This window comes from Alkalihalobacterium sp. APHAB7, from assembly GCF_048323755.1.
Lineage (GTDB): Bacteria > Bacillota > Bacilli > Bacillales > Bacillaceae_F > Alkalihalobacterium.
In genome coordinates, this window is sequence record NZ_JBLWFS010000013.1 from 78,995 (window position 1) to 97,613 (window position 18,619).

Annotated in this window: 22 protein-coding genes and 1 pseudogene; 6 read left to right on the forward strand and 17 right to left on the reverse strand. The window is 36.2% G+C overall.

Annotation, left to right across the window (positions count from 1 at the left end):
* Nucleotides 1-66: 66 nt before the first annotated feature.
* From ACNSTQ_RS13955 to cdr, 6 genes are all read right to left on the reverse strand, one after another.
* Nucleotides 67-723 carry a peroxiredoxin family protein gene (locus ACNSTQ_RS13955; protein ID WP_418200426.1) on the reverse strand — a complete coding sequence of 219 codons (657 nt, stop codon included), beginning with the start codon at nucleotides 721-723 and terminating at the stop codon, nucleotides 67-69.
* Nucleotides 724-741: 18 nt separating this feature from the next.
* On the reverse strand, nucleotides 742-1,431 hold the full coding sequence (locus ACNSTQ_RS13960) for a cytochrome c biogenesis CcdA family protein (protein WP_418200427.1): 690 nt from the start codon (nucleotides 1,429-1,431) through the stop codon (nucleotides 742-744).
* Between the two features lie 13 nt (nucleotides 1,432-1,444).
* Nucleotides 1,445-2,107 (reverse strand): prolipoprotein diacylglyceryl transferase family protein, encoded by a 663-nt coding sequence (locus ACNSTQ_RS13965; protein WP_418200428.1) that lies wholly within the window; start codon nucleotides 2,105-2,107, stop codon nucleotides 1,445-1,447.
* 269 nt (nucleotides 2,108-2,376) lie between these two features.
* Nucleotides 2,377-3,945, reverse strand: coding sequence for an ATP-binding protein (locus tag ACNSTQ_RS13970; protein ID WP_418200429.1), 1,569 nt, complete (start codon nucleotides 3,943-3,945; stop codon nucleotides 2,377-2,379).
* A complete protein-coding gene (locus ACNSTQ_RS13975) occupies nucleotides 3,920-4,300 on the reverse strand; it encodes an ATP-binding protein (RefSeq protein WP_418200430.1) in 381 nt (126 codons plus the stop codon). Before ACNSTQ_RS13975 ends, ACNSTQ_RS13970 begins: the two co-directional genes overlap by 26 nt.
* A 272-nt stretch (nucleotides 4,301-4,572) precedes the next feature.
* Nucleotides 4,573-6,522: a CoA-disulfide reductase gene (cdr, locus tag ACNSTQ_RS13980; protein ID WP_418200431.1), complete on the reverse strand. Its 1,950-nt coding sequence runs from the start codon at nucleotides 6,520-6,522 to the stop codon at nucleotides 4,573-4,575.
* Between the two features lie 243 nt (nucleotides 6,523-6,765).
* Between cdr and ACNSTQ_RS13985 the strand changes: the two genes are divergently transcribed.
* Entirely contained in the window at nucleotides 6,766-7,479 is a 714-nt protein-coding gene (locus ACNSTQ_RS13985) for a DUF421 domain-containing protein (protein WP_418200432.1), read from the forward strand.
* A 182-nt stretch (nucleotides 7,480-7,661) separates the two neighbouring features.
* Here ACNSTQ_RS13985 and ACNSTQ_RS13990 read toward each other — a convergent pair whose 3' ends face one another.
* Nucleotides 7,662-8,228, reverse strand: coding sequence for a flavin reductase family protein (locus ACNSTQ_RS13990; RefSeq protein ID WP_418200433.1), 567 nt, complete (start codon nucleotides 8,226-8,228; stop codon nucleotides 7,662-7,664).
* A 189-nt stretch (nucleotides 8,229-8,417) separates the two neighbouring features.
* On the reverse strand, nucleotides 8,418-9,314 hold the full coding sequence (locus tag ACNSTQ_RS13995) for a hypothetical protein (RefSeq protein ID WP_418200434.1): 897 nt from the start codon (nucleotides 9,312-9,314) through the stop codon (nucleotides 8,418-8,420).
* 265 nt (nucleotides 9,315-9,579) lie between these two features.
* Between ACNSTQ_RS13995 and ACNSTQ_RS14000 the strand changes: the two genes are divergently transcribed.
* Nucleotides 9,580-9,942, forward strand: a complete 363-nt coding sequence (locus tag ACNSTQ_RS14000) for a DUF2512 family protein (RefSeq protein WP_418200435.1) — start codon at nucleotides 9,580-9,582, stop codon at nucleotides 9,940-9,942.
* Between the two features lie 26 nt (nucleotides 9,943-9,968).
* A pseudogene (locus tag ACNSTQ_RS14005) lies at nucleotides 9,969-10,115 on the forward strand (spore coat protein); the annotation flags it as partial.
* 58 nt (nucleotides 10,116-10,173) lie between these two features.
* Here the strand turns inward: ACNSTQ_RS14005 and ACNSTQ_RS14010 are convergent.
* Nucleotides 10,174-10,371 (reverse strand): cysteine-rich CWC family protein, encoded by a 198-nt coding sequence (locus tag ACNSTQ_RS14010; protein WP_418200436.1) that lies wholly within the window; start codon nucleotides 10,369-10,371, stop codon nucleotides 10,174-10,176.
* A gap of 316 nt (nucleotides 10,372-10,687) precedes the next feature.
* On the opposite strand from ACNSTQ_RS14010, the gene ACNSTQ_RS14015 reads away from it, so the two are divergent.
* A complete protein-coding gene (locus ACNSTQ_RS14015) occupies nucleotides 10,688-10,825 on the forward strand; it encodes a hypothetical protein (protein WP_418200437.1) in 138 nt (45 codons plus the stop codon).
* Nucleotides 10,826-10,864: 39 nt separating this feature from the next.
* Nucleotides 10,865-11,041 carry a YfhD family protein gene (locus ACNSTQ_RS14020; protein ID WP_418200438.1) on the forward strand — a complete coding sequence of 59 codons (177 nt, stop codon included), beginning with the start codon at nucleotides 10,865-10,867 and terminating at the stop codon, nucleotides 11,039-11,041.
* An 83-nt stretch (nucleotides 11,042-11,124) separates the two neighbouring features.
* Here the strand turns inward: ACNSTQ_RS14020 and ACNSTQ_RS14025 are convergent, their stop codons facing one another.
* The 5 genes from ACNSTQ_RS14025 to ACNSTQ_RS14045 all read right to left on the reverse strand — a co-directional run bounded on the left by ACNSTQ_RS14025 (nucleotide 11,125) and on the right by ACNSTQ_RS14045 (nucleotide 15,343).
* Nucleotides 11,125-12,240 (reverse strand): NAD(P)/FAD-dependent oxidoreductase, encoded by a 1,116-nt coding sequence (locus ACNSTQ_RS14025; RefSeq protein ID WP_418200439.1) that lies wholly within the window; start codon nucleotides 12,238-12,240, stop codon nucleotides 11,125-11,127.
* Nucleotides 12,241-12,392: 152 nt separating this feature from the next.
* Nucleotides 12,393-12,545 (reverse strand): hypothetical protein, encoded by a 153-nt coding sequence (locus ACNSTQ_RS14030; RefSeq protein ID WP_418200440.1) that lies wholly within the window; start codon nucleotides 12,543-12,545, stop codon nucleotides 12,393-12,395.
* 244 nt (nucleotides 12,546-12,789) lie between these two features.
* Entirely contained in the window at nucleotides 12,790-13,209 is a 420-nt protein-coding gene (locus ACNSTQ_RS14035) for a universal stress protein (protein ID WP_418200441.1), read from the reverse strand.
* A 92-nt stretch (nucleotides 13,210-13,301) separates the two neighbouring features.
* Complete coding sequence (locus tag ACNSTQ_RS14040; RefSeq protein ID WP_418200442.1) at nucleotides 13,302-14,762, reverse strand: SulP family inorganic anion transporter; 1,461 nt, start codon at nucleotides 14,760-14,762, stop codon at nucleotides 13,302-13,304.
* Nucleotides 14,763-15,175: 413 nt separating this feature from the next.
* Nucleotides 15,176-15,343, reverse strand: coding sequence for a hypothetical protein (locus tag ACNSTQ_RS14045; RefSeq protein WP_418200443.1), 168 nt, complete (start codon nucleotides 15,341-15,343; stop codon nucleotides 15,176-15,178).
* 239 nt (nucleotides 15,344-15,582) lie between these two features.
* On the opposite strand from ACNSTQ_RS14045, the gene ACNSTQ_RS14050 reads away from it, so the two are divergent.
* Nucleotides 15,583-15,750 carry a helix-turn-helix domain-containing protein gene (locus tag ACNSTQ_RS14050; protein WP_418200456.1) on the forward strand — a complete coding sequence of 56 codons (168 nt, stop codon included), beginning with the start codon at nucleotides 15,583-15,585 and terminating at the stop codon, nucleotides 15,748-15,750.
* A gap of 149 nt (nucleotides 15,751-15,899) precedes the next feature.
* Here the strand turns inward: ACNSTQ_RS14050 and ACNSTQ_RS14055 are convergent, their stop codons facing one another.
* From ACNSTQ_RS14055 to ACNSTQ_RS14065, 3 genes are all read right to left on the reverse strand, one after another.
* The gene (locus ACNSTQ_RS14055; protein ID WP_418200444.1) at nucleotides 15,900-16,319 is read right to left on the reverse strand and encodes a universal stress protein; all 420 of its coding nucleotides are present in this window, start codon (nucleotides 16,317-16,319) and stop codon (nucleotides 15,900-15,902) included.
* Nucleotides 16,320-16,578: 259 nt separating this feature from the next.
* Nucleotides 16,579-17,793, reverse strand: coding sequence for an MFS transporter (locus ACNSTQ_RS14060; protein WP_418200445.1), 1,215 nt, complete (start codon nucleotides 17,791-17,793; stop codon nucleotides 16,579-16,581).
* 505 nt (nucleotides 17,794-18,298) lie between these two features.
* Nucleotides 18,299-18,448, reverse strand: coding sequence for a hypothetical protein (locus ACNSTQ_RS14065; RefSeq protein WP_418200446.1), 150 nt, complete (start codon nucleotides 18,446-18,448; stop codon nucleotides 18,299-18,301).
* Between the last annotated feature and the right edge of the window lie 171 nt (nucleotides 18,449-18,619).

Genomic DNA, 18,619 nt, shown 5'->3' on the forward strand with positions numbered 1-18,619 from the left:
AACTGTGCTTTCAACTATCTGACTTCTATCAAACTATTACTTTACACTTTAAAAGCGATCGCGCAATTAATCAATATTATTTTTGAAGTGTTCCATCATTTCATAAGACATCGGGCCAATTACTTTGTGCTGAATTCTTCCACTGGTATCTATAATATACGTTGTTGGAATTGAAAATGCTTGATAAATTTGACCAATTTCCCCGTCAACATCGAGTAAAATGGGAAACGTCAATTGAAATTCATCTTCCACAAATGGAACGATGTCTTCTGTGTTTCTCTCTAATGTTGTTAAATTGACTGCTAGTATTGTGATGCCCTCATCTTTATATTTTTCATAAAAATCTTGCATATGAGGCATCTCGGCTCTACAAGGCGGGCACCAGCTAGCCCATAAATTAAGGATGACTTTTTGTCCATAGAAATCAGATAATTTTACAAATTTCCCGTCTAGTGTTTCAAGTTCAAAATCAGGAGCATAATTTCCTTGTTGCAAGCCGACAATTATTTCTTCCTTCGGCTCTTTCTTAACTGTATTTTCCTGTTCGGTTTCGGTATCTGTATCCGCCTCTTCGTCTATTTCAGTTGTAGATTCCGCATCTGTTACCGTCTGAACGACTTGTTCCTCATTTGCGGTTTTCACCCCATTTTCTCCCCTTAAATCGAACAAGCCCCATGTAATTAAACCAGCTAATAAAACAATAACAATGATATTTCGTTTCATAACTATTCGTCCTCTCTTTTAAGAAATAAAACTAAATTGTGCTAACCATGCACTAAGTTTTTGAAACTGCCCAGTAAATAACAACAATCCAAGGCCAATCAACACCCACCCGTTAAAGATACTCAATTTAGGTAACCATTTATTTACATTTTTTATTACTTTTAGTGAGTACGTTAGTAAAATTGATAAGATGAAAAAGGGTATACCTAAACCTAGGGAATACACCGCAAGCATTAACATCCCACTTCCCATCGTTTCCACTGATGCGGCTAAAAGAAGGATCGATGAAAGAACAATGCCTACACATGGTGTCCATCCAAACGCAAAAGCCATGCCAATAATGAAGGAATTTCCCATCCCACGTCTCGTTGTATTCACTTGCACTCTTTTTTCACGCATTAAAAACTTCAACTTCAATAAACCAGCCATTTGTAAACCAAACACAATAATAAGAAATCCGCTCATTTTCTCAACAAGATTACGATTCTCAAAAAATAATTGACCCATAAAACTTGCAGACGCCCCTAGTAAAATGAACACGATACTAAACCCTAGGATAAAACTAACAGAGCGAACCATGACAGTTCTCTTCATCGCATTCACCTTATTATCGCTAATTGATGACCCTGTTAACGTAGCAATGTAAGCTGGAATAAGCGGAAAAACGCAAGGTGAAAAGAAAGATAACATTCCCGCCGAAAAGGCCACTAATAAAGATAAATTATCGATCTGTTTCCCCTCCTTTCGTTTTAAAAGCTAGTGTGAGAACCATAATGACAAAAAAGATCACTTGCCCGAACGTAAACGATAAGAAAACATCAAAAGAGTTCGAAAAATTCTGTAAAAAGAATTGTCCTAAACTGTAGATTAATATGAGCAAAGATAAACGGTGCCATTCTCCCACTGGTTTAACCAGCTTAAATAGACCAACTAGTAAAAAGAATGCTAAACCGATCTGGCCAGCGTGGTATACAAAGCCCCACTGATCCTGATAGGTATAAAAAATGATCGAACCTGCTAATAAACCAGTTAAACATAAGTCAATGTAAATCGTTAAACTTAACTTATGTTTTTTAGATTGATAGTATAAATAGATACCTCCTGCAATAAGTGCTAATACAATTCCTTTTCTTCCTCCATTGAAATATAAAATCCCTAATGGATTCGTAAAGGCATAAATCGGATGAAACAAAATATAACTTAGCTTCCAAATGATCCATCCGAAGACCACCGCATTAAAAACAGGATCAATTAATAATTTGTCGTTCACATGCTTATGTTTAATGCGAAACTTCATTGCGATATAGGCTGCTAAAAAACCCAGGCCAATAAAAATCCACTTAGTCGGTAATTGGATCGGACCTAAAGAAAAAAATTGCTCCATAATACCCTCCTCATCTCTTGCTTTCATTTATACAGGGCAAATATTAAGAAACGTTTAAGATATTAAATAAATTTTTTTAAAAGGTTCACTATCTAGAATGCTTTTTTAAACCCTAAATATATTAATAGCTACTTTTTCACCATCACATCAATTACAAACAGTCAAAAACATAAAAAATCGGCATTCCCAAAGAGAGAACTCCGATTTTTTTAAACATTTTCTTTTAGCCCATTTATACTGTTATTGTTCCTTCATGTTGTAGGATTTGATTAATTTCTGCTGATTTTGAGAGATTCATTATAGTCTTGAATCGCTTGCTGTAATGTTCCTTTTGTTTCAACTTTCTCATTAAGTTCAATACCCAATTCAACAATTGTATTAGTAATTTCTGGTCGTATTCCAGTGAGTACAGCTTTACAACCTTGAATGCGGATCCCGTTAATAATTTTGAATAAGTGTCCAAGTACAGCTGTATCTAAATAAGCGACACCCGATAAATCAATAATAATATGTTTTAAACTCTGGTTATGTATTTCTTCTAATAATTTGACTTGAATATTTTTAGCACGGCGTGTGTCAACCGCACCAATAATAGGCAAGATTGCCATCGTATCATATAGTGGAATGATCGGCACATTTAAATCATCAATGAGCTCATTTTGCGATTGAATAAGTTCTTGACTGTATTCTGAAAAACTAGATGAGAAATGCTTAATATATGAATCTAAGTTATAGTTTACACGTCTTTCAAGTTCGAAAAATTCTTGTAAGTTAAGTTGAATTTGTTGCTCATAATAATTAGCCAAGAAGTCCCAATATATTTTTCGAACCATTTGAAACCATTCTAAAATAAGGATTAACTCGATGTCGTGCATCGCCCATTTCTTCCCTTGTTCCTTCGCATGCATTATTAAACCGTATTCATTTGCTTCATGTAAAAACTCGATAACTTTGTGCGTTGAATTTAAAATGAATTGGTCATTCATTTCATTGTTTTCTTTAATTCTTTCAAACAACTCTCGAGACTGTCTTGAAAGTAGGTCATTGAACACTTCTTTATTCGTTAGATAAAATTCATTAAAGGTCTGCTGTTCTTCATAAACTAAGTTCAATTTCATCACTCCTATACCATTATTTTGTTGGATTGGAAAATAAATAGTGAAATTAGTTCCAAACCCTACTTCACTCGTTGCTTCGATCTTTCCATGATGTTCGTATATTGTCGAATAAACTTGCGTTAACCCCATTCCCGTCCCTGCTTCTTTAGAAGTAAAAAAGGGCGTGCCTAGCATGTTTATCTTTTCTTCAGGTATGCCAACACCAGTGTCAGAAATCGAAACGACTAAATGCTCATTTTGAATATAGTGTTTGATTGTAATCGTTCCAGAGTCAGGGATAGCTTCAAAGGAATTTTTCAATAGATTAAAGAATGCTTTTTTTAATTGATTTTTTCTTCCGTAAATATTCACATCAAAATTATCAAACTCTTTGACAATCTCAACATTATAAATCTTATCTTGAAAAAGGTAGAGAATCGCTTCTAATTCAGAGCAAAGATTAATAAAAGAATAGCCTTCTTCATCTAAGTCAGGTTTTGATACATTTAATAGGTTTTGCATCGTAGCAAGTGCGTTTTCTAATTCTTCTGAAGCAATATCAATATAGGCATGTGGGTGTTCTTTTTTTAGTAATTGCAGAAAGCCTTTAACTGCAGTCAATGGATTTCTAACTTCATGTGCGATCCCGGCTGCAATTTGACCAACTGATGCTAGACGATCAACTGTAACGTCATCTTTATCTTCTCTTATTTGGTTAGTTGTTTTTCCATTTAGTAGCAATGACCTTCGTCCCCTTTTCTGAAGTCTCGATTTGGAAATCATCCACTAATCTTTTTGCACCTACTAAACCTAAACCTAATCCTTTTTTTTGAAAATTATTTGTGCCTTCTAAAATTTGATCTAGTTCATTTATTCCTTTACCACGATCTTGAACGGTAATCTTAATTCCTCTTCCATCAATCATTTCACATATGAATATCCCAGGTTCATTTGTGTGATCTAAAACATTTTGTGTTAACTCTGAAACAGCGACAATTAATTTCTGCAAATCTACTTTTGAAAAAGATAGTGAGTTTGCTAAAATTCGAACGGCATTAACGGCAATACGAATATCATGTTCTGATCTAATAGTCATTTTTTTTCTCATACAGAGTATTCTATATGAATTATTCATATATTTCCAAAAAAACATAGATTTTCTTAAAAATAATTCTAAAGTCCTATTGTCGAATTTTGACAGTTAACATCATCTGTTTCAATTTAAGATAGAATAGCTATTCTCAAATAATTTTAAGAGAACGTAAAAAAATAGATAGCACTGAAATGGATCAGTTACTATCTATTTTATCTAGAAGAAAGTACGTTATTTCTATCGTTTTATTATTTCAATATATTTTATATGATCGGTTAGTTCTTTTGGATGTATGCCAGGAATCCTTTTTCGTTACTCACTTCTTTTACCAATAAATGTCCATTGTGATCACACCAAGACGATAAATCTTTGACGAAATTAGAATCCGTAGCTGATACTTGAAGTGTTTCACCAGGTGACATCGATTTTATAGCATTGGCAACACTCATTATTGGACCCGGACATTGTAAACCTGTTGCATCTATTGATACATCAGCTTTTAGTTCCTGTTCATTCGTACATTCGATTCTTGCAACCCCTGCGTCATCCGTTACAACTTTGCAATTTACGTTGTTGGTTGGTTTAAATACGGAAGAATACGTTTTCCAACCACCGTCTAAGTTTTTCACTTCAAAGCCATTTTCTTGTAAAATACGCGAAGCCAGATACCCTCGTAAACCAACTTGGCAATTGACATAAATCGTTTGTTCTTTCGGTAGTTCATCGAGTCGGTTGCGCAACTCATCTACTGGAATATTGATCGCTCCGTTAATATATCCCATTTCTAATTCAATCGGATTGCGAACGTCTACTAAGAAACCATCATTTGCGACAATGTCATCAATCTCATGCCATTGAATAGTCTCGATCACACCATCCACAATATTAGACGCTGCATAGCCTGCCATATTGACAGGATCTTTTGCTGATGAATACGGCGGTGCATAGGCCAATTCTAAATCTGGCAGATCAAGTACTGTTAAATTACCTTTAATGGCTGTTGCAATGACATCAATACGTTTATCAACACCATCCATCCCTACCGCTTGTGCACCGTAAATCTTTCCTGTGTCTTTATCAAACACAAGCTTTAGGGCAATAGGAGCTGCACCTGGATAATAGCCCGCATGTGATCCAGGATGAACGTGAACGACTTCATATGGTATTCCTAATCGTCTTAACGTTTTTTCATTATTTCCAGTTGTCGAAACAGTATAATCAAACACTTTAGCAATGGATGTTCCGAGAGTGCCATTATACTTTACCTTTTTGCCGTAAATATTGTCAGCAACAATGCGACCTTGACGATTGGCTGGCCATGCGAGCGGGATCATAGTCGGTTGCTCATTAATATAATCTTTTACCTCAATCGCATCACCGATCGCATAAATATGTGGATCGTTCGTTTGTAGATAGTCGTTAACTTGAATTCCGCCTCGCTCACCAACATTTAACCCAGCTTTTATAGCAAGTTCATTTTCTGGACGAACACCGATGGATAAAATTATTAAATCCGTTTCGATTTCTTGCCCAGATTGAGTCACAACTTTCGAGCCTTCATTTTCAAAAGACTTCACTCCATCATCTAAAATAAGTTGTACACTTTTATTTTCAAGATGGTTATGAATAATAGCTGCCATCTCATAGTCTAGAGGTGCCATGACCTGATTGGCCATTTCAACAATCGTTACTTCTATTCCCCGGTCATGGAGGTTCTCGGCCATTTCTAAACCAATAAATCCACCGCCAACAACGACAGCTCGTTTTGGTTGTTGGTGATCAACGTATGATTTAATACGGTCTGTGTCAGGAATATTACGCAATGTGAAAACCGCTTTTGCCTCATTAAGCCCTGGAATCGGTGGAACAATTGGACGTGCTCCTGGTGATAATACTAATTCATCATACGATTCCTCATATGTCTCTCCTGTTTGCACATTTTTTACCGTTACGTGTTTTGTTTGACGATTAATATTAATCACTTCACTTAAATTTCGAATATCTAAGTTGAATTTTTTAGACATCCCTTCAACCGTTTGTACTAAAAGCTTTTGTCGGTCTTTAATTGTTTCACCGATATAATAAGGTAACCCGCAATTAGCAAAAGAAATATATTCTCCTTTTTCAAACATAACAATCGTTGATGTCTCATCTATTCTTCTAAGTCGCGCTGCAGCTGTTGCTCCACCAGCAACTCCACCTACAATAACAATTTTTTTACTCATACTATATTCCTCCCTTTGATCTCGTATAGCTAAAATTACCATATAGGGTATATACCTCATAATGTATTTTACATGAATAAACTAAAAAAGTGTGTGACAAAAATCACACACTTTTTTAGTTCATTGAAATATGGGGAAGACAAAAAAAGATCAATGTAGAATATTTCCATATTTATATGTAAAAAATACACCATTATAATGTAATTTTACTTGAAAATATGATCAATCATCAGGAGTTAAACAATGGCGGAACATATTGAAGTGATTTTGAGATCTTTAATGGCATTTACGATCTTACTGGTGGGAGCACGAATATTAGGAAAACAATTAATATCACAAATGAATACGATTGATTTCATTGCAGCAGTTTCACTAGGTTCAATCACTGCAAACTTAGCCTTTAATACGACGATTGATATTCACCATTTTCTTCTCGCTTTTTTCATCTTTGTTTTTGTCAGCTTAATCACTGCCTATATTTCAATGAAAAATCGCAAGGCTAGAAGACTTTTTGCTGGAGATCCAATCGTACTCGTTCAAAACGGGAAAATATTAGAAGGAAATATGAGGAAAATGCGCTATACAATTGATTACTTAAATCAACAAATGCGTGAGAAAGATGTATTTAATATAGAAGAAGTGCTATTTGCCATTATTGAGCCAAATGGGAACTTGACTGTATTGAAAAAACCACAATACCGACATGTTACAAAACAGGATTTAAACCTCCCCGCACCTGCTGAAACAAAATTACCGATCGAACTCATTATGGATGGAGAAATTATAGAAGAGAATTTAGTCGAGAATAATTTGAGTAATCATTGGTTATTCGATATATTAAAAAAACGCAAATATAAACTTGATGATATCGCTTATGCAGTCCTTGCAGCCAACGGGAATGTATATATAGATACGTACCGTGATCACATCGTCTCCCCTATCGATCGTGAGTGGTGAAGGCTCGGCAAAGATATATTTTTTATGGTTTATGTTATGTATTTGATATTTTAATACGAACTTCAGGACAGAGTTGTAACGGAAGCAAGGGCCATTGTTTGTGTAAAAACAGTTTTTCTTATGATATTAAGAAAATAAGGCCCTTTAATTCCACTAAACACTAATTTCAATCAATGCTAAGATTATTCCTTTGTAGTAACAGGATGATCTACAAACGTACTATTTTTATCAACACTCGTATACTTAGAACGTCCAATATAAAGAGGGATAGATAGCTTATCGAAGTTAGCTAAGCCGTTCTCTTCAAAAAGCTCATTGTCACGATAAAATTGTACAATGTTTCCTACAAACCAATCATGATCTCCATATGTATTCCGGTCGATTACCTCGCATTCGTAAGCGATATACGCATCATTCAAAATAGGTGCACCTGTAACTATTCCTTGTTCAAAGCTCATGTTCCCCTGTTCAAACTTATTGACGTTTGAACCCGTATAAACCCCTGCTTGTTGAATAAAATGGGCCTTTTCAAACGGAAGAAAGTTAATAGCGAACTTTCCTGCTTCTTTCATTAATTGGTACGTATGACGCTCTCTACCAATCGCAACACCGTAAATTGGTGGTTCGTAGGATATGTAGGAATGCCATCCGGCAGCCATGATGTTATTTTCACTATTGTGGGAAACGGCAACAAGGGCAACCATTCCAGGATAACTGTGCATGACTTGTTTATTTATTGCTTGAATCATGGGGGTTCCTCCTATTTTCTCTCTATTTTTGCTGCTTGTGTTAAAAAGTACTCATACTAAGTTTAACGTAAATTCCTAAATCATTAAAACATCTGACTCCCTGATTGAAAAAGAGACACTCATCTACTGATGACCGCCTCTTTAGAGTTCATATTACCTGAGCCAAAAATTTACTCTTCTAGCGCTGTTTTAGAAATAAATCACTTTAGGGTATTTATCTACTTTTACATCAACAGCCAAACGGCTCATTCCAATTGTCATTCTACCATTGTCCATTGTCGTTAAGCTCGCCATATGCACAAAGCTTGGAACTTGCTCATCAGGATAAATTGCAACGTTTTCTTTGACTAATTGAATGCGGTCCCAATCGGTTAACTCGACCGTTTCTTCAGCTTGGTCTCTACTCGTATAGTCTGTCGCTTGCTGAACGAGTGGTGTATGCGTTGGTTTTTTTAACTTTTGATACGGATTAGCGAAAATTGTAGTCTCAAAAATACCTGCTTGCCTAAACGCATTGAGCGTACGATACACCGCTTTTTCTGCACCGTTACCGAAGTTACCTGGTACAATACACAGATCTACTTTTAGATCTTGTATATTTTGAATACCAGCCATTAACGTATACATATCCGAGCAAATCACAAAAAGAACTTTTTTCTTTTCACCGTTAATGTCGATATCAACGATGTTTAAGTAATCATAATCACCGACATTGATCGCTGGGAATTTTTCATCGTACTGTTTTCTCTCAAAGGATTGCGGTGTAATTTTCGCTTGTGGCGTATGTACTTCTCCATCTTTCGTAAAAACGGTTAACGTATTGTAGTTTTTTCCTGCTTCTGCATGCGGTAAATCATTTGGAATGATATTTAATGTAGTAATGACATTAATTTTTCGTTCGATACAAACCTCTCTTAACTTGGTGAAAGCGATTTCGGAATTTTCAATTGAATTAGCAACATATTCAGGTAAAACAGCAATCCCACCTTCAGGGATCTCCTGCAATTGTTCCACACAATCTTCTAAAATAGCTGACTCCTTGCTCATTGCATAACTTAAAACGTACCAAGGATGATGTGCATTCATTTTCTCTCCCCCTAAAACTTAATCTACTGTAATATTCTAACATTTATTTACGTATATGGGTATACATAATTGACAGTAAGTTCTGACACATTAATAAAAAGCTATGTTAAATATTGCTGTTGATATCAGTTGATTTTGGGCTCATCATGTGAAGTTTTAATTTCACACGCCTTTCAGGAATCAGCTCAAAATCAACAATACTCTTTAACAGCGCTTAATAAAAAGTACTTTTGGGTAAATACTTTTAATAGGAGGTGATGAAATCATGAGCCATATTCAAGCACTACTTATTAAACTGGTCATGGCTACTCTTATTCTGTTATTAATTTTAACGGGAATTTATAATTATCGAGTTGGTGCTACGATTGGTTTAGCGGTTTTGATCGTCATTTTAAGTTATATCGTCGGAGATTTGGCCATACTTAAAGCTACTAATAATACAATCGCTACACTGTCTGATCTCGTGTTAGCCACTTTAGTTATATGGATCGTTGGACCTTTTTTCCAAGGGTCGTTGATTCCATTTTCTGTTGCATTAATTTCAGCGATAATCATTTCTGCTGGCGAATGGATTTTTCATAAATTTTTTATCCGGTCTACTGAAGATGAGTTAGAAACTCAAAGTTAACTTTAGCTTGAAATGCACATAAGTCAGGTACTGTGATGGGAATGCACTGGGCAAATGAATGTGCGGACCCACAACTTCGTATGTACCATGTTAACGGCGCTAACATGAGTCAAGAAATGAGCTATGAAATTTGGAATTGGATGAACCAAATGCAAAATAATAACTATCAGTAGTATTGTAATAATGGAACGACGAAACAAAGAGCGGATGATTAGACCTCTGCTCTTTTGATCACATTTTAAGGGTACTTTTAAATTGATCTAAACACTCTTTACAAATGCATGATTTATGGAGTTGTTCTTTAGGGAGTAGCTTGAAAATCTCTTCAGGAAAAGCTTCTTTACTACACCAACATGCCGACTCACTTTTTCCGTTTCCACAATGGTTCACTTGATTGCATAGTGGACATTTTTTTACATCAATTTTCATTTCTTCCTCTCCTTTAATGAAGATTTCCCCTTTTTTTAGATTACTTCTTTTTTCGAATTGTGTTGGATTTGTTTTGCTTATTCACTTTAGAGCGCCTTTCTCCAAGTAATTCTTATCATTTATACAATCCATTTTACTATATTTGCGTTTTCGAAACGTAAAACTTTTCTCTATCTTAGTAAGCATCATGATCTTAAAATTCAGGATAGTTTAACCAGAGAAAGACTTACCATTTAAAAGGCTCCTTAATAATGATTGAATTTCAAAGAACGACACATAATAAATTTGAAAAACATCACTTTAAGGGAGAATTACAATGAAAAAGCAAGAGAACAGAAACCACTTAACTATCGATGCACGAGATGAACAGCGTCATAACATGGATGAAAATAAAAATAGAGAAAACAAACGACCTGTTCCCAAACCTAAAGATTTCGAGGAAATTGAATATTAGGCGCTGTATTTACTTCACTTATAAAGGAGACGAACAAAGATGGGAAGACATCATAAACAAAAAGCACGCGACAAAAATAAAGCAGGATTACCACAAACACCAAAGAAAGACATCAAGACCGATGATCAAGATTTAGAGTTGGCAAAAGAGTTAGATGATCGATATGAATTAAAAGCTCGACCCGGTTATGCACCGACTGAGGTAGATCGGAAATAATAACGATGTTAAGTGAACTCCTACAATCTACGAGCAGATCGACAGTGGAAGTTTCTTTCCACTGTTTTTTCATCATTATATTATTATTCTATGGCTCCTGCTACATCATATTGGGTGATGTCGATTTCTAATTGTTTGCCTAATGCTAGCTTTGCAAGTTCGGCACCCAAATATGGGCCTGCAGTTAAACCAGAAGCTCCTAAGCCATTAGCTACTAGAATGCCCTCAACATTCGGTAATGGTCCAATGACGGGTAAAAATCCTGGTGTGAATGGACGAAAACCGACTCTTGTTTCAACGACCGTACTATCGGCTAACCCAGGTGCTATCATTAGAGCCTTATCAAATATTTCATGTAGACCACCTGGAGTGACACGAGTATCGAATCCTTTTTCATCTTCGTGCGTAGCGCCTACGACGACTCGCCCACCTTCAAAAGCAAGCAAGTATTGATTATTCGGTGGCATTACGACCGGCCAGTTGCTCGTATCCGTGTCCAGCAATTCCAAATGAACGATTTGAGCTTTTTGCGGTTTCACAATGAAATGAACACCAAGCGGCTCGAGTAACTCCTTAGCCCATGCTCCCCCTGTGACGATTACCTGATCCGCTTCAAACGTCTTAGCGTTTACTGTAATGCCGGAAACTTGATTGCCCTTATACTCTAATGAGGCTTCCCCTGTAATAATCGTTGCGCCCCATGTTTTAGCTGCGTTGACCATTGCATCCCGAAGCGCTCTACCGTTAACACGAGCGCCGCCACTAATATAAACAGCACCGTATTCATCCGAAAGAGGCGGAAATAGAGCTTTTGTTTCTGCAGGTGTTAATCTTGTAATTTCACCGATCTCTGGTGCATCCTCTTTTCGCTTTCTAGCACGCTCCTCCATCTGGTCCAACTTTTTCTCATCTGTATGTAAACTAATCGCCCCTACTTTTGCATAACCTGTATTCGTTTCACCGATTTTTTCTAACTCCTGAATTAAAAATGGATAAAAACGAGCACCGTTTTTTACGAGTTGGTACCACGCTTTATTTCTACGTTGCGTTAGCCATGGACAAACGATCCCCGCTGCGGCATCTGTAGCCTGTCCATCGTCTTTGCAATCAACTAATGTCACCTTTACTCCAGTTTTCGCTAGGTGGTAGGCAGTCGATGCCCCAAGAATCCCTGCCCCCACTACTATATATGTTTTCATTCTAAAACACCTTTTCTGTTTCAATTTATGTTCATTTCATTATTTTACAAAACAATCGACCACCTAACAAACATTTATTAGTGTGTAAACAAAAATAGAGACTGACAACAAAAAGTGTTCAGCCTCTTTAAAGAAATGTTACCTATTTAAAATTACTCAGGAAGGCGATTTTTAAAGGCTTCCTTTTCCACTAAGTACCCATCATCCCCAGATGATTCGATTTTCGGCTCTTTTTGCTCGCCGTGTTTTGGGAACTCTCCAGGGTGACTCTTCTTTTTATGATTTAAGCTTTTTCCACGTGCCATTTTTTTACCCCTCCTTCATAATTCATACATGTTCATTTTTTTCTAAAATATGTCGACTTATGTATCGTTTGGTGAATTAGAGTAAGAATACAAAGGAGAAATTCACTTGCTACAGAAAATGGCAGAGTACGAAGCCATTTATTTAAGACTTATATTAAAATCAAAATTCCCGATAATACACTAAAATACACAGAAAAGAGATTACAACAGCTCAAACCTGTTATAACCTCTTCATACTCACTCATTATTTCACAATCATAACTGGACTCTTCACACGTTTTGCAACTTTATGACTAACGCTACCAAGAACCATGCTTTGAAGACGGTTTAACCCTCTGCTACCTAATAGTACGCAATCAAATTCATGTTCGTTCGCGTAATCAACTACAGTCGGTCCTGGCTCACCGTGAAGTGTCTTGATCTCATATTTAACTCCTGCTGCGTCCAGTTTTTCAACAATCCCAGCAAGTCGTTCTTTTCGTTTATTTGCAATTTCAATCGATCCTCTATTATGAAGAACATCCGCTTTCGATGTTGCACTATCTACCACATATATAATTTCAATAACAGCATCTTCATTGCCTTTTACTAGTGCAATTGCTTTTTCTGCTGCTCTTAAAGAATGCTCTGATCCGTCTGCTGCTACAAGAATACGTTCAAACATGTCATCACTACTCCCAAAAATTTCATTTTTATCTGTCTCTATCCATAGTATAACGAAAAGCTATACCGTTCAAGATATAGCTTTTCGTCAATTTAGTGTCCAGAAGCTTTTGATGCACCACCAATTTTTTCCTTCAACTGTGAACTTTCGGTGTTTAATCCTGTGTATTCAACTTTTATTTGATTTTGTTCAAATTTCATCTCTATCTTATCTAATGCACCGATGGCTGAATCATCCCACAAGTGAGCCTCTGATAAATCAATTTCTACCGTTTCAATATCATCTTTAAAGTTAAACTTCGTTAAAAATTCTGTTACGGAAGCAAAGAAAATTTGTCCGCGTACACGGTAAATCCTTTTCTTGCCACCCGTAGCCATCATGCTCGTAACATGGACTTTAGAAATATTTGCTGCAAAGAAAATGGCACTTAAGATAATTCCGGCAAAAACACCTTTGGCTAAGTCGTGTGTTACAACAACTGTTGAAACAGTGACAACCATAACAATCGCATCTGTTCTCGGAATTTTGTGGATCGTTTTTAATGAATTCCAATCAAATGTTCCGATCGCAACCATGATCATAACGCCTGCTAAAGCAGCCATTGGAATTTGAACAACAACCCCACCTAAAACAAGAATTAAGAACATAAGGAATAAACCAGCAACTAGTGAAGACAGTCGCCCTCTGCCTCCCGATTTCACGTTAATAACGGACTGACCGATCATCGCACAACCAGCCATACCACCAAAGAAACCAGTTATAATGTTTGCAATCCCTTGTCCGCGGCTTTCTTTATTCTTATCACTTTCTGTATCCGTCATATCATCGACAATAGACGCCGTTAAAAGCGACTCCAGAATACCAACAAGCGCAAGGGCTAACGAATAAGGAAAAATAATCATAAGAGTTTCAAAGTTTAATGGAATTTGAGGGATCATAAATAGCGGTAATGATTGTGTTAATGTCCCCATGTCTCCAACTGTTCGAACCCCAAAGTTTGCAAAAATAGCGATAGCAGTTACAACGATAATGGCTACTAATGTAGACGGAACGGCCGTTGTGAACCTTGGTAAAATATAGATGATGGCAAGCGTAAGAACAACTAAGGAATACATAATCCACGTTTCACCAACAAAGTGTTGCAATTGAGATGTAAAAATCAAGATTGCTAGCGCATTAACGAAACCTACCATTACTGACCGAGGAACAAACTTCATATATCTTGCAAGCTTAAAAACGCCGAATAAAATTTGTAAAATCCCCGTTAGGATTGTCGCTGCTAGTAAATATTGCAGTCCGTGTTCAGCTACTAACGTGATCATTAGTAACGCCATCGCTCCAGTTGCAGCTGAGATCATCCCTGGTCTTCCGCCGACAAAGGCAATGATAACTGCAATACAAAACGAAGCATATAATCCTACCATTGGGTCTACCCCAGCAATAATAGAGAACGCAATCGCTTCTGGGATCAATGCAAGGGCTACGACTATTCCCGCTAATACGTCTCCTCTCACATTACTGAACCATTCTTGTTTAATTGTTTGTAAATTCAAAACTGCACCTCTCCCTAGAAATTTATTTATTATGATTTTCGACTCTCACGAAAATCGGGACCGTTGTTAACAAAGGGAATAATATCATAAATTTAAAAAAATGGAAATTTCCATGTAAGCGTATAACATAACTTGTTTACTCGTTAATTCTCTTTATTTCTTTGAAATATTATTATTTTCACAAAATCGACATTTTTGATATAATTAGATCTAATTTATTGTCATTAGGTCTAATTATTTATTTTCTTTTATAACTATTTATAATCTTTTAAGTATTACCTAATTTGGTTAACAGATCTAAAAACTTGTCACGGGCTAAATTCAATTGTAAAATGAAAACAGTTTCATTGCAGATTCCTTGTAGGAAGGGAATCGAAAAAGGCTGCCACTTTACTGGTCAGCCTTTTCCTTTTTTACTTTTCGGTTATTTGCAGCTGACGAAGTCTTGCTCGTTCTTTGATCATCGTGATCTCTGTAATACAGCGTTTGATTTCTTCTTCTGATGCATGGTTTACCATTCGGTCAGTCAACTGTTCAATTTGCTTAAGCTCTTCATCTGTTAAGAACTCTTCATTATTCATCGTATCCACCTTTCTATCATTTACTTTTTTTAATTATCTATCTAACTAAGAAGAATGCATCTTAAGGAAATATGTGAACGGAATAACAATGAGGGAATACGAGGTATGTACTATTGTACTATAACACATATTTGTCACAATTAAAAATGATAACCGTTTATTTATATTTATTTATATTGTATTATAAAATACATATTCTTTTTTGTAGGAAGGTGGTTTGAAGTTTGGAACCAGAAATTATGACAGTAGCACAGGTTGCTAAGTACTTACAAATCAGTGAAATGAGTACATATAAATTAGTACAGGAAGGCAGGATTCCTGCATTTAAGATCGGTAGACATTGGCGAGTAAAGAAATCTGATTTGGCTGATTTAATTGAAAAATTAAAAAATGGTGAACGCATTTAATAAAAAGGTTTTAGGAAACTATACTAGTCTTAAATAGATTTAATGATTATTTTTTTCTCTTGGAAATAATCATTGAGGTAGCTAGGGTTCAATATCTAGCTACCTTTTCACTCTCTCTATAATAAAATAAGTAAGCGCTTACATTTATTCTACTTAACAATCATAACAGGACATTTTACTCGTTTAGCCACTTTGTGACTGACACTTCCCAACACCATACTTTGTAATGCATTTAATCCTCTGCTCCCGATGACCAGACAATCAAAATTTTTTTCATTGGCGTACTGGACGACTGTTGGTCCAGGTTCTCCACGTAATATATTGACTTGATGTTTAATTCCTTCCATCGTGAGAAGGTTGATGATGTCTTTTAACTTATCTCTACGTTGTTCTTCAATTTGTTTTGAGCCATTATTTCGAAGTACATCGGCCTTAGAAGTAGACCCGTTGATGACGTAGATGACTTCAACTAAACTATTGGCTTGGTTCTTGACTAATTGAACCGCTTTTTCTGCAGCACGTATAGAGTGGTTGGAACCATCTGCGGCTAAAAGTATTTGTTGAAACATCTCATCCCCTACTTTCTCTCTTTTAATTCATTATAAGTTTATATTTGACAGAATATTCTAATAACATTTTATCAGAAATCATGCGTATTTCAAAATGATATCTGTGATTCTTCAAATCCATTGTAATCTACTGATCATCATTGCCTAAATGGCAAGTAAAATACCTTCAAATAAAAATAAAGCAGAACAAACCGTGAAGATTTGATCTGCTACCTATTCAGTGTTTTCAAATCGCAAAAGCGATGCATCTTATTTATGATTATGAGGCTTTTTCATTCATCTTTAATTTACTTTTACTTGGCTTTTTAGAGATAAACGCAAAGATCATTGCTAGTAATGGGAAAATCATCATCATATAAAGAATTTCTTGGTAACTCCCAAAACGATCATAGGCCAATGCAAACGGCAATGGACCGAAGGCTGAACCAATGACCATAATGGTTGCTGAAACTCCTTTAATACTGCCGATGTTTGCACGGCCGAAGTAATTTGGGAATATAATCCCTAAACTAATCGCCTCAAACCCTCCAACGATCCCCCGCGCTATACCAAACAAAATGGCTGCGGTATAGGACTCGGTAAAAACAAGCATGGCCATAATACCAATTTGTCCTATGAAAACGACTCCTAATACGTAATTTGCCTTCACACGTTCGACTACAAACCCTGCTAAAAAAGTAATCGGGAATGACACGATCGCCATAATACTTAAAATAAATGCAGTCTCGGTACGAGCTATTCCACTTTCAGCGAGGATTGGTACAAAGTGAAAAACAATACCCGTATTCACCATCGAGGGTGTCGCAACACAAAATAATAAAAGATAAAATTCCTTCGTTCTGAGTGCCTCTTTCACCGTCCAAGCTTCTTCATAAATAGATGATTTGTCTGAACTAGATTGCAAGACTTCTTTTTCAGACAGGTTATCAGGAAATAAACCGACATCTTCAGGCTTATTACGAATAAAAATAAATGCCAATGGAACATAAATTAACATCAATAGCGCGGCCCATACTAACCATGACACTTGCCATCCAACTTGATCAATCAGCCACGCATTGAACGGTGGTAAGGCTGCGGCACTTAAGAAACTGCCGAAGGCCATAAAACTTAACGCTCGCCCTCGTTTCCCAACGAACCATTGTGGGACGAGTGTACCTGGAATAAGCGTCATTGACCCTTGCCCGAATAAACGTAACATAAAAAAACCAATGAATAACATAGCTGGTCCTAAGATCATGCTATTAAACACACAAGCTACTGCTAGTAATATCGTGATAATCACGGTCATTTTTCGTTGTCCATAACGGTCAACCAACCGGCCAACAATAAACAGCAGTAAACCCGCTAGTAATGTTGCAAATAGGTACATCGTTGATATTAATGTACTGCTCCATCCGAAATGCCGTAAATACGCATCAATAAAAATTGAAATAGAGTACGTTTGACCCGGTCCCGAGAAGAATATTCCCATTGATGCTAGTAAAACAATAATCCAACCATAGAAGAACGGAGGATTAACCGGAAGCTGATTTCTTTTAAGAATAAAAATCCCCCCTTAATACTTCGATTACCTAAATTTATTTCTATAATATAACAAAAAAACAATTTCATCGTAAACTAATATATCAAAATAAAAAAGATTAAATTGTATCAGGTTTAGGCACAACAAAAAACCTACTAGATCACAGTAGGTCTTTCAACATACGTCTAAAATTTTAATTTAGAAATGAAGGAAAAGGACATCTTCTTCACTTTAAAACTTTCATACAATTAGGAGTAACAGCGAAAAGATATCACTTCTCCTCGTTACAGTATTAGCCCCACCTACGCTGAATACTACGATAGCCACAATTGCTATCCTGCCTACTTTAACTATAAATGAAAACGCTTACACGGTCAATGGGTGTACATCTTTTTTTTTGTTAAAATTGCCTAAATTGGGATGAATATGTCGTCCCACTTGTTAAACAAACTGTCTAAAGATCTGATGAATCATCATAGTCGTAACGAAACCCATCGTTTTGAGCTGGCGTTTCTTCCTTTTCATTCATTTGATCGTTCGTTGTATTTTGCAGCACTTGCTCGTTATTTGCAGTACGGTTTTGATCTTTCTTTAGATCGCTCAATTTCTTGTCTCCTCCCTTTTTCATTTTGTTCTTGGTATCTTTTGTTTTTTTCTATATTTGTATACAACCCTATGCAGAGAAAAGCCCTTAACTTACTAATTAATGGACTAGTGCTGTAGTTTATACTTTTTTGATCTAGAAAAAACCACCTGAGCATTTAGAAATGCCTCA

What these genes read in the sequence shown, in the direction of transcription:
- ACNSTQ_RS14035 (WP_418200441.1), bottom strand. Translation starts at nt 13,209, where the DNA reads ATGTTTGAACGTATTCTTGTAGCAGCAGACGGATCAGAGCATTCTTTA.
- ACNSTQ_RS14060 (WP_418200445.1), bottom strand. Translation starts at nt 17,793, where the DNA reads ATGGGAATATTCTTCTCGGGACCGGGTCAAACGTACTCTATTTCAATT.
- ACNSTQ_RS14015 (WP_418200437.1), top strand. Translation starts at nt 10,688, where the DNA reads ATGAAAAAGCAAGAGAACAGAAACCACTTAACTATCGATGCACGAGAT.
- cdr (WP_418200431.1), bottom strand. Translation starts at nt 6,522, where the DNA reads ATGAGTAAAAAAATTGTTATTGTAGGTGGAGTTGCTGGTGGAGCAACA.
- ACNSTQ_RS14045 (WP_418200443.1), bottom strand. Translation starts at nt 15,343, where the DNA reads ATGAATAATGAAGAGTTCTTAACAGATGAAGAGCTTAAGCAAATTGAA.
- ACNSTQ_RS13995 (WP_418200434.1), bottom strand. Translation starts at nt 9,314, where the DNA reads ATGAATGCACATCATCCTTGGTACGTTTTAAGTTATGCAATGAGCAAG.
- ACNSTQ_RS13985 (WP_418200432.1), top strand. Translation starts at nt 6,766, where the DNA reads ATGGCGGAACATATTGAAGTGATTTTGAGATCTTTAATGGCATTTACG.
- ACNSTQ_RS14025 (WP_418200439.1), bottom strand. Translation starts at nt 12,240, where the DNA reads ATGAAAACATATATAGTAGTGGGGGCAGGGATTCTTGGGGCATCGACT.
- ACNSTQ_RS14050 (WP_418200456.1), top strand. Translation starts at nt 15,583, where the DNA reads ATGACAGTAGCACAGGTTGCTAAGTACTTACAAATCAGTGAAATGAGT.
- ACNSTQ_RS14055 (WP_418200444.1), bottom strand. Translation starts at nt 16,319, where the DNA reads ATGTTTCAACAAATACTTTTAGCCGCAGATGGTTCCAACCACTCTATA.
- ACNSTQ_RS14030 (WP_418200440.1), bottom strand. Translation starts at nt 12,545, where the DNA reads ATGGCACGTGGAAAAAGCTTAAATCATAAAAAGAAGAGTCACCCTGGA.
- ACNSTQ_RS14000 (WP_418200435.1), top strand. Translation starts at nt 9,580, where the DNA reads ATGAGCCATATTCAAGCACTACTTATTAAACTGGTCATGGCTACTCTT.
- ACNSTQ_RS13975 (WP_418200430.1), bottom strand. Translation starts at nt 4,300, where the DNA reads ATGACTATTAGATCAGAACATGATATTCGTATTGCCGTTAATGCCGTT.
- ACNSTQ_RS13955 (WP_418200426.1), bottom strand. Translation starts at nt 723, where the DNA reads ATGAAACGAAATATCATTGTTATTGTTTTATTAGCTGGTTTAATTACA.
- ACNSTQ_RS13990 (WP_418200433.1), bottom strand. Translation starts at nt 8,228, where the DNA reads ATGATTCAAGCAATAAATAAACAAGTCATGCACAGTTATCCTGGAATG.
- ACNSTQ_RS14020 (WP_418200438.1), top strand. Translation starts at nt 10,865, where the DNA reads ATGGGAAGACATCATAAACAAAAAGCACGCGACAAAAATAAAGCAGGA.
- ACNSTQ_RS13965 (WP_418200428.1), bottom strand. Translation starts at nt 2,107, where the DNA reads ATGGAGCAATTTTTTTCTTTAGGTCCGATCCAATTACCGACTAAGTGG.
- ACNSTQ_RS14010 (WP_418200436.1), bottom strand. Translation starts at nt 10,371, where the DNA reads ATGAAAATTGATGTAAAAAAATGTCCACTATGCAATCAAGTGAACCAT.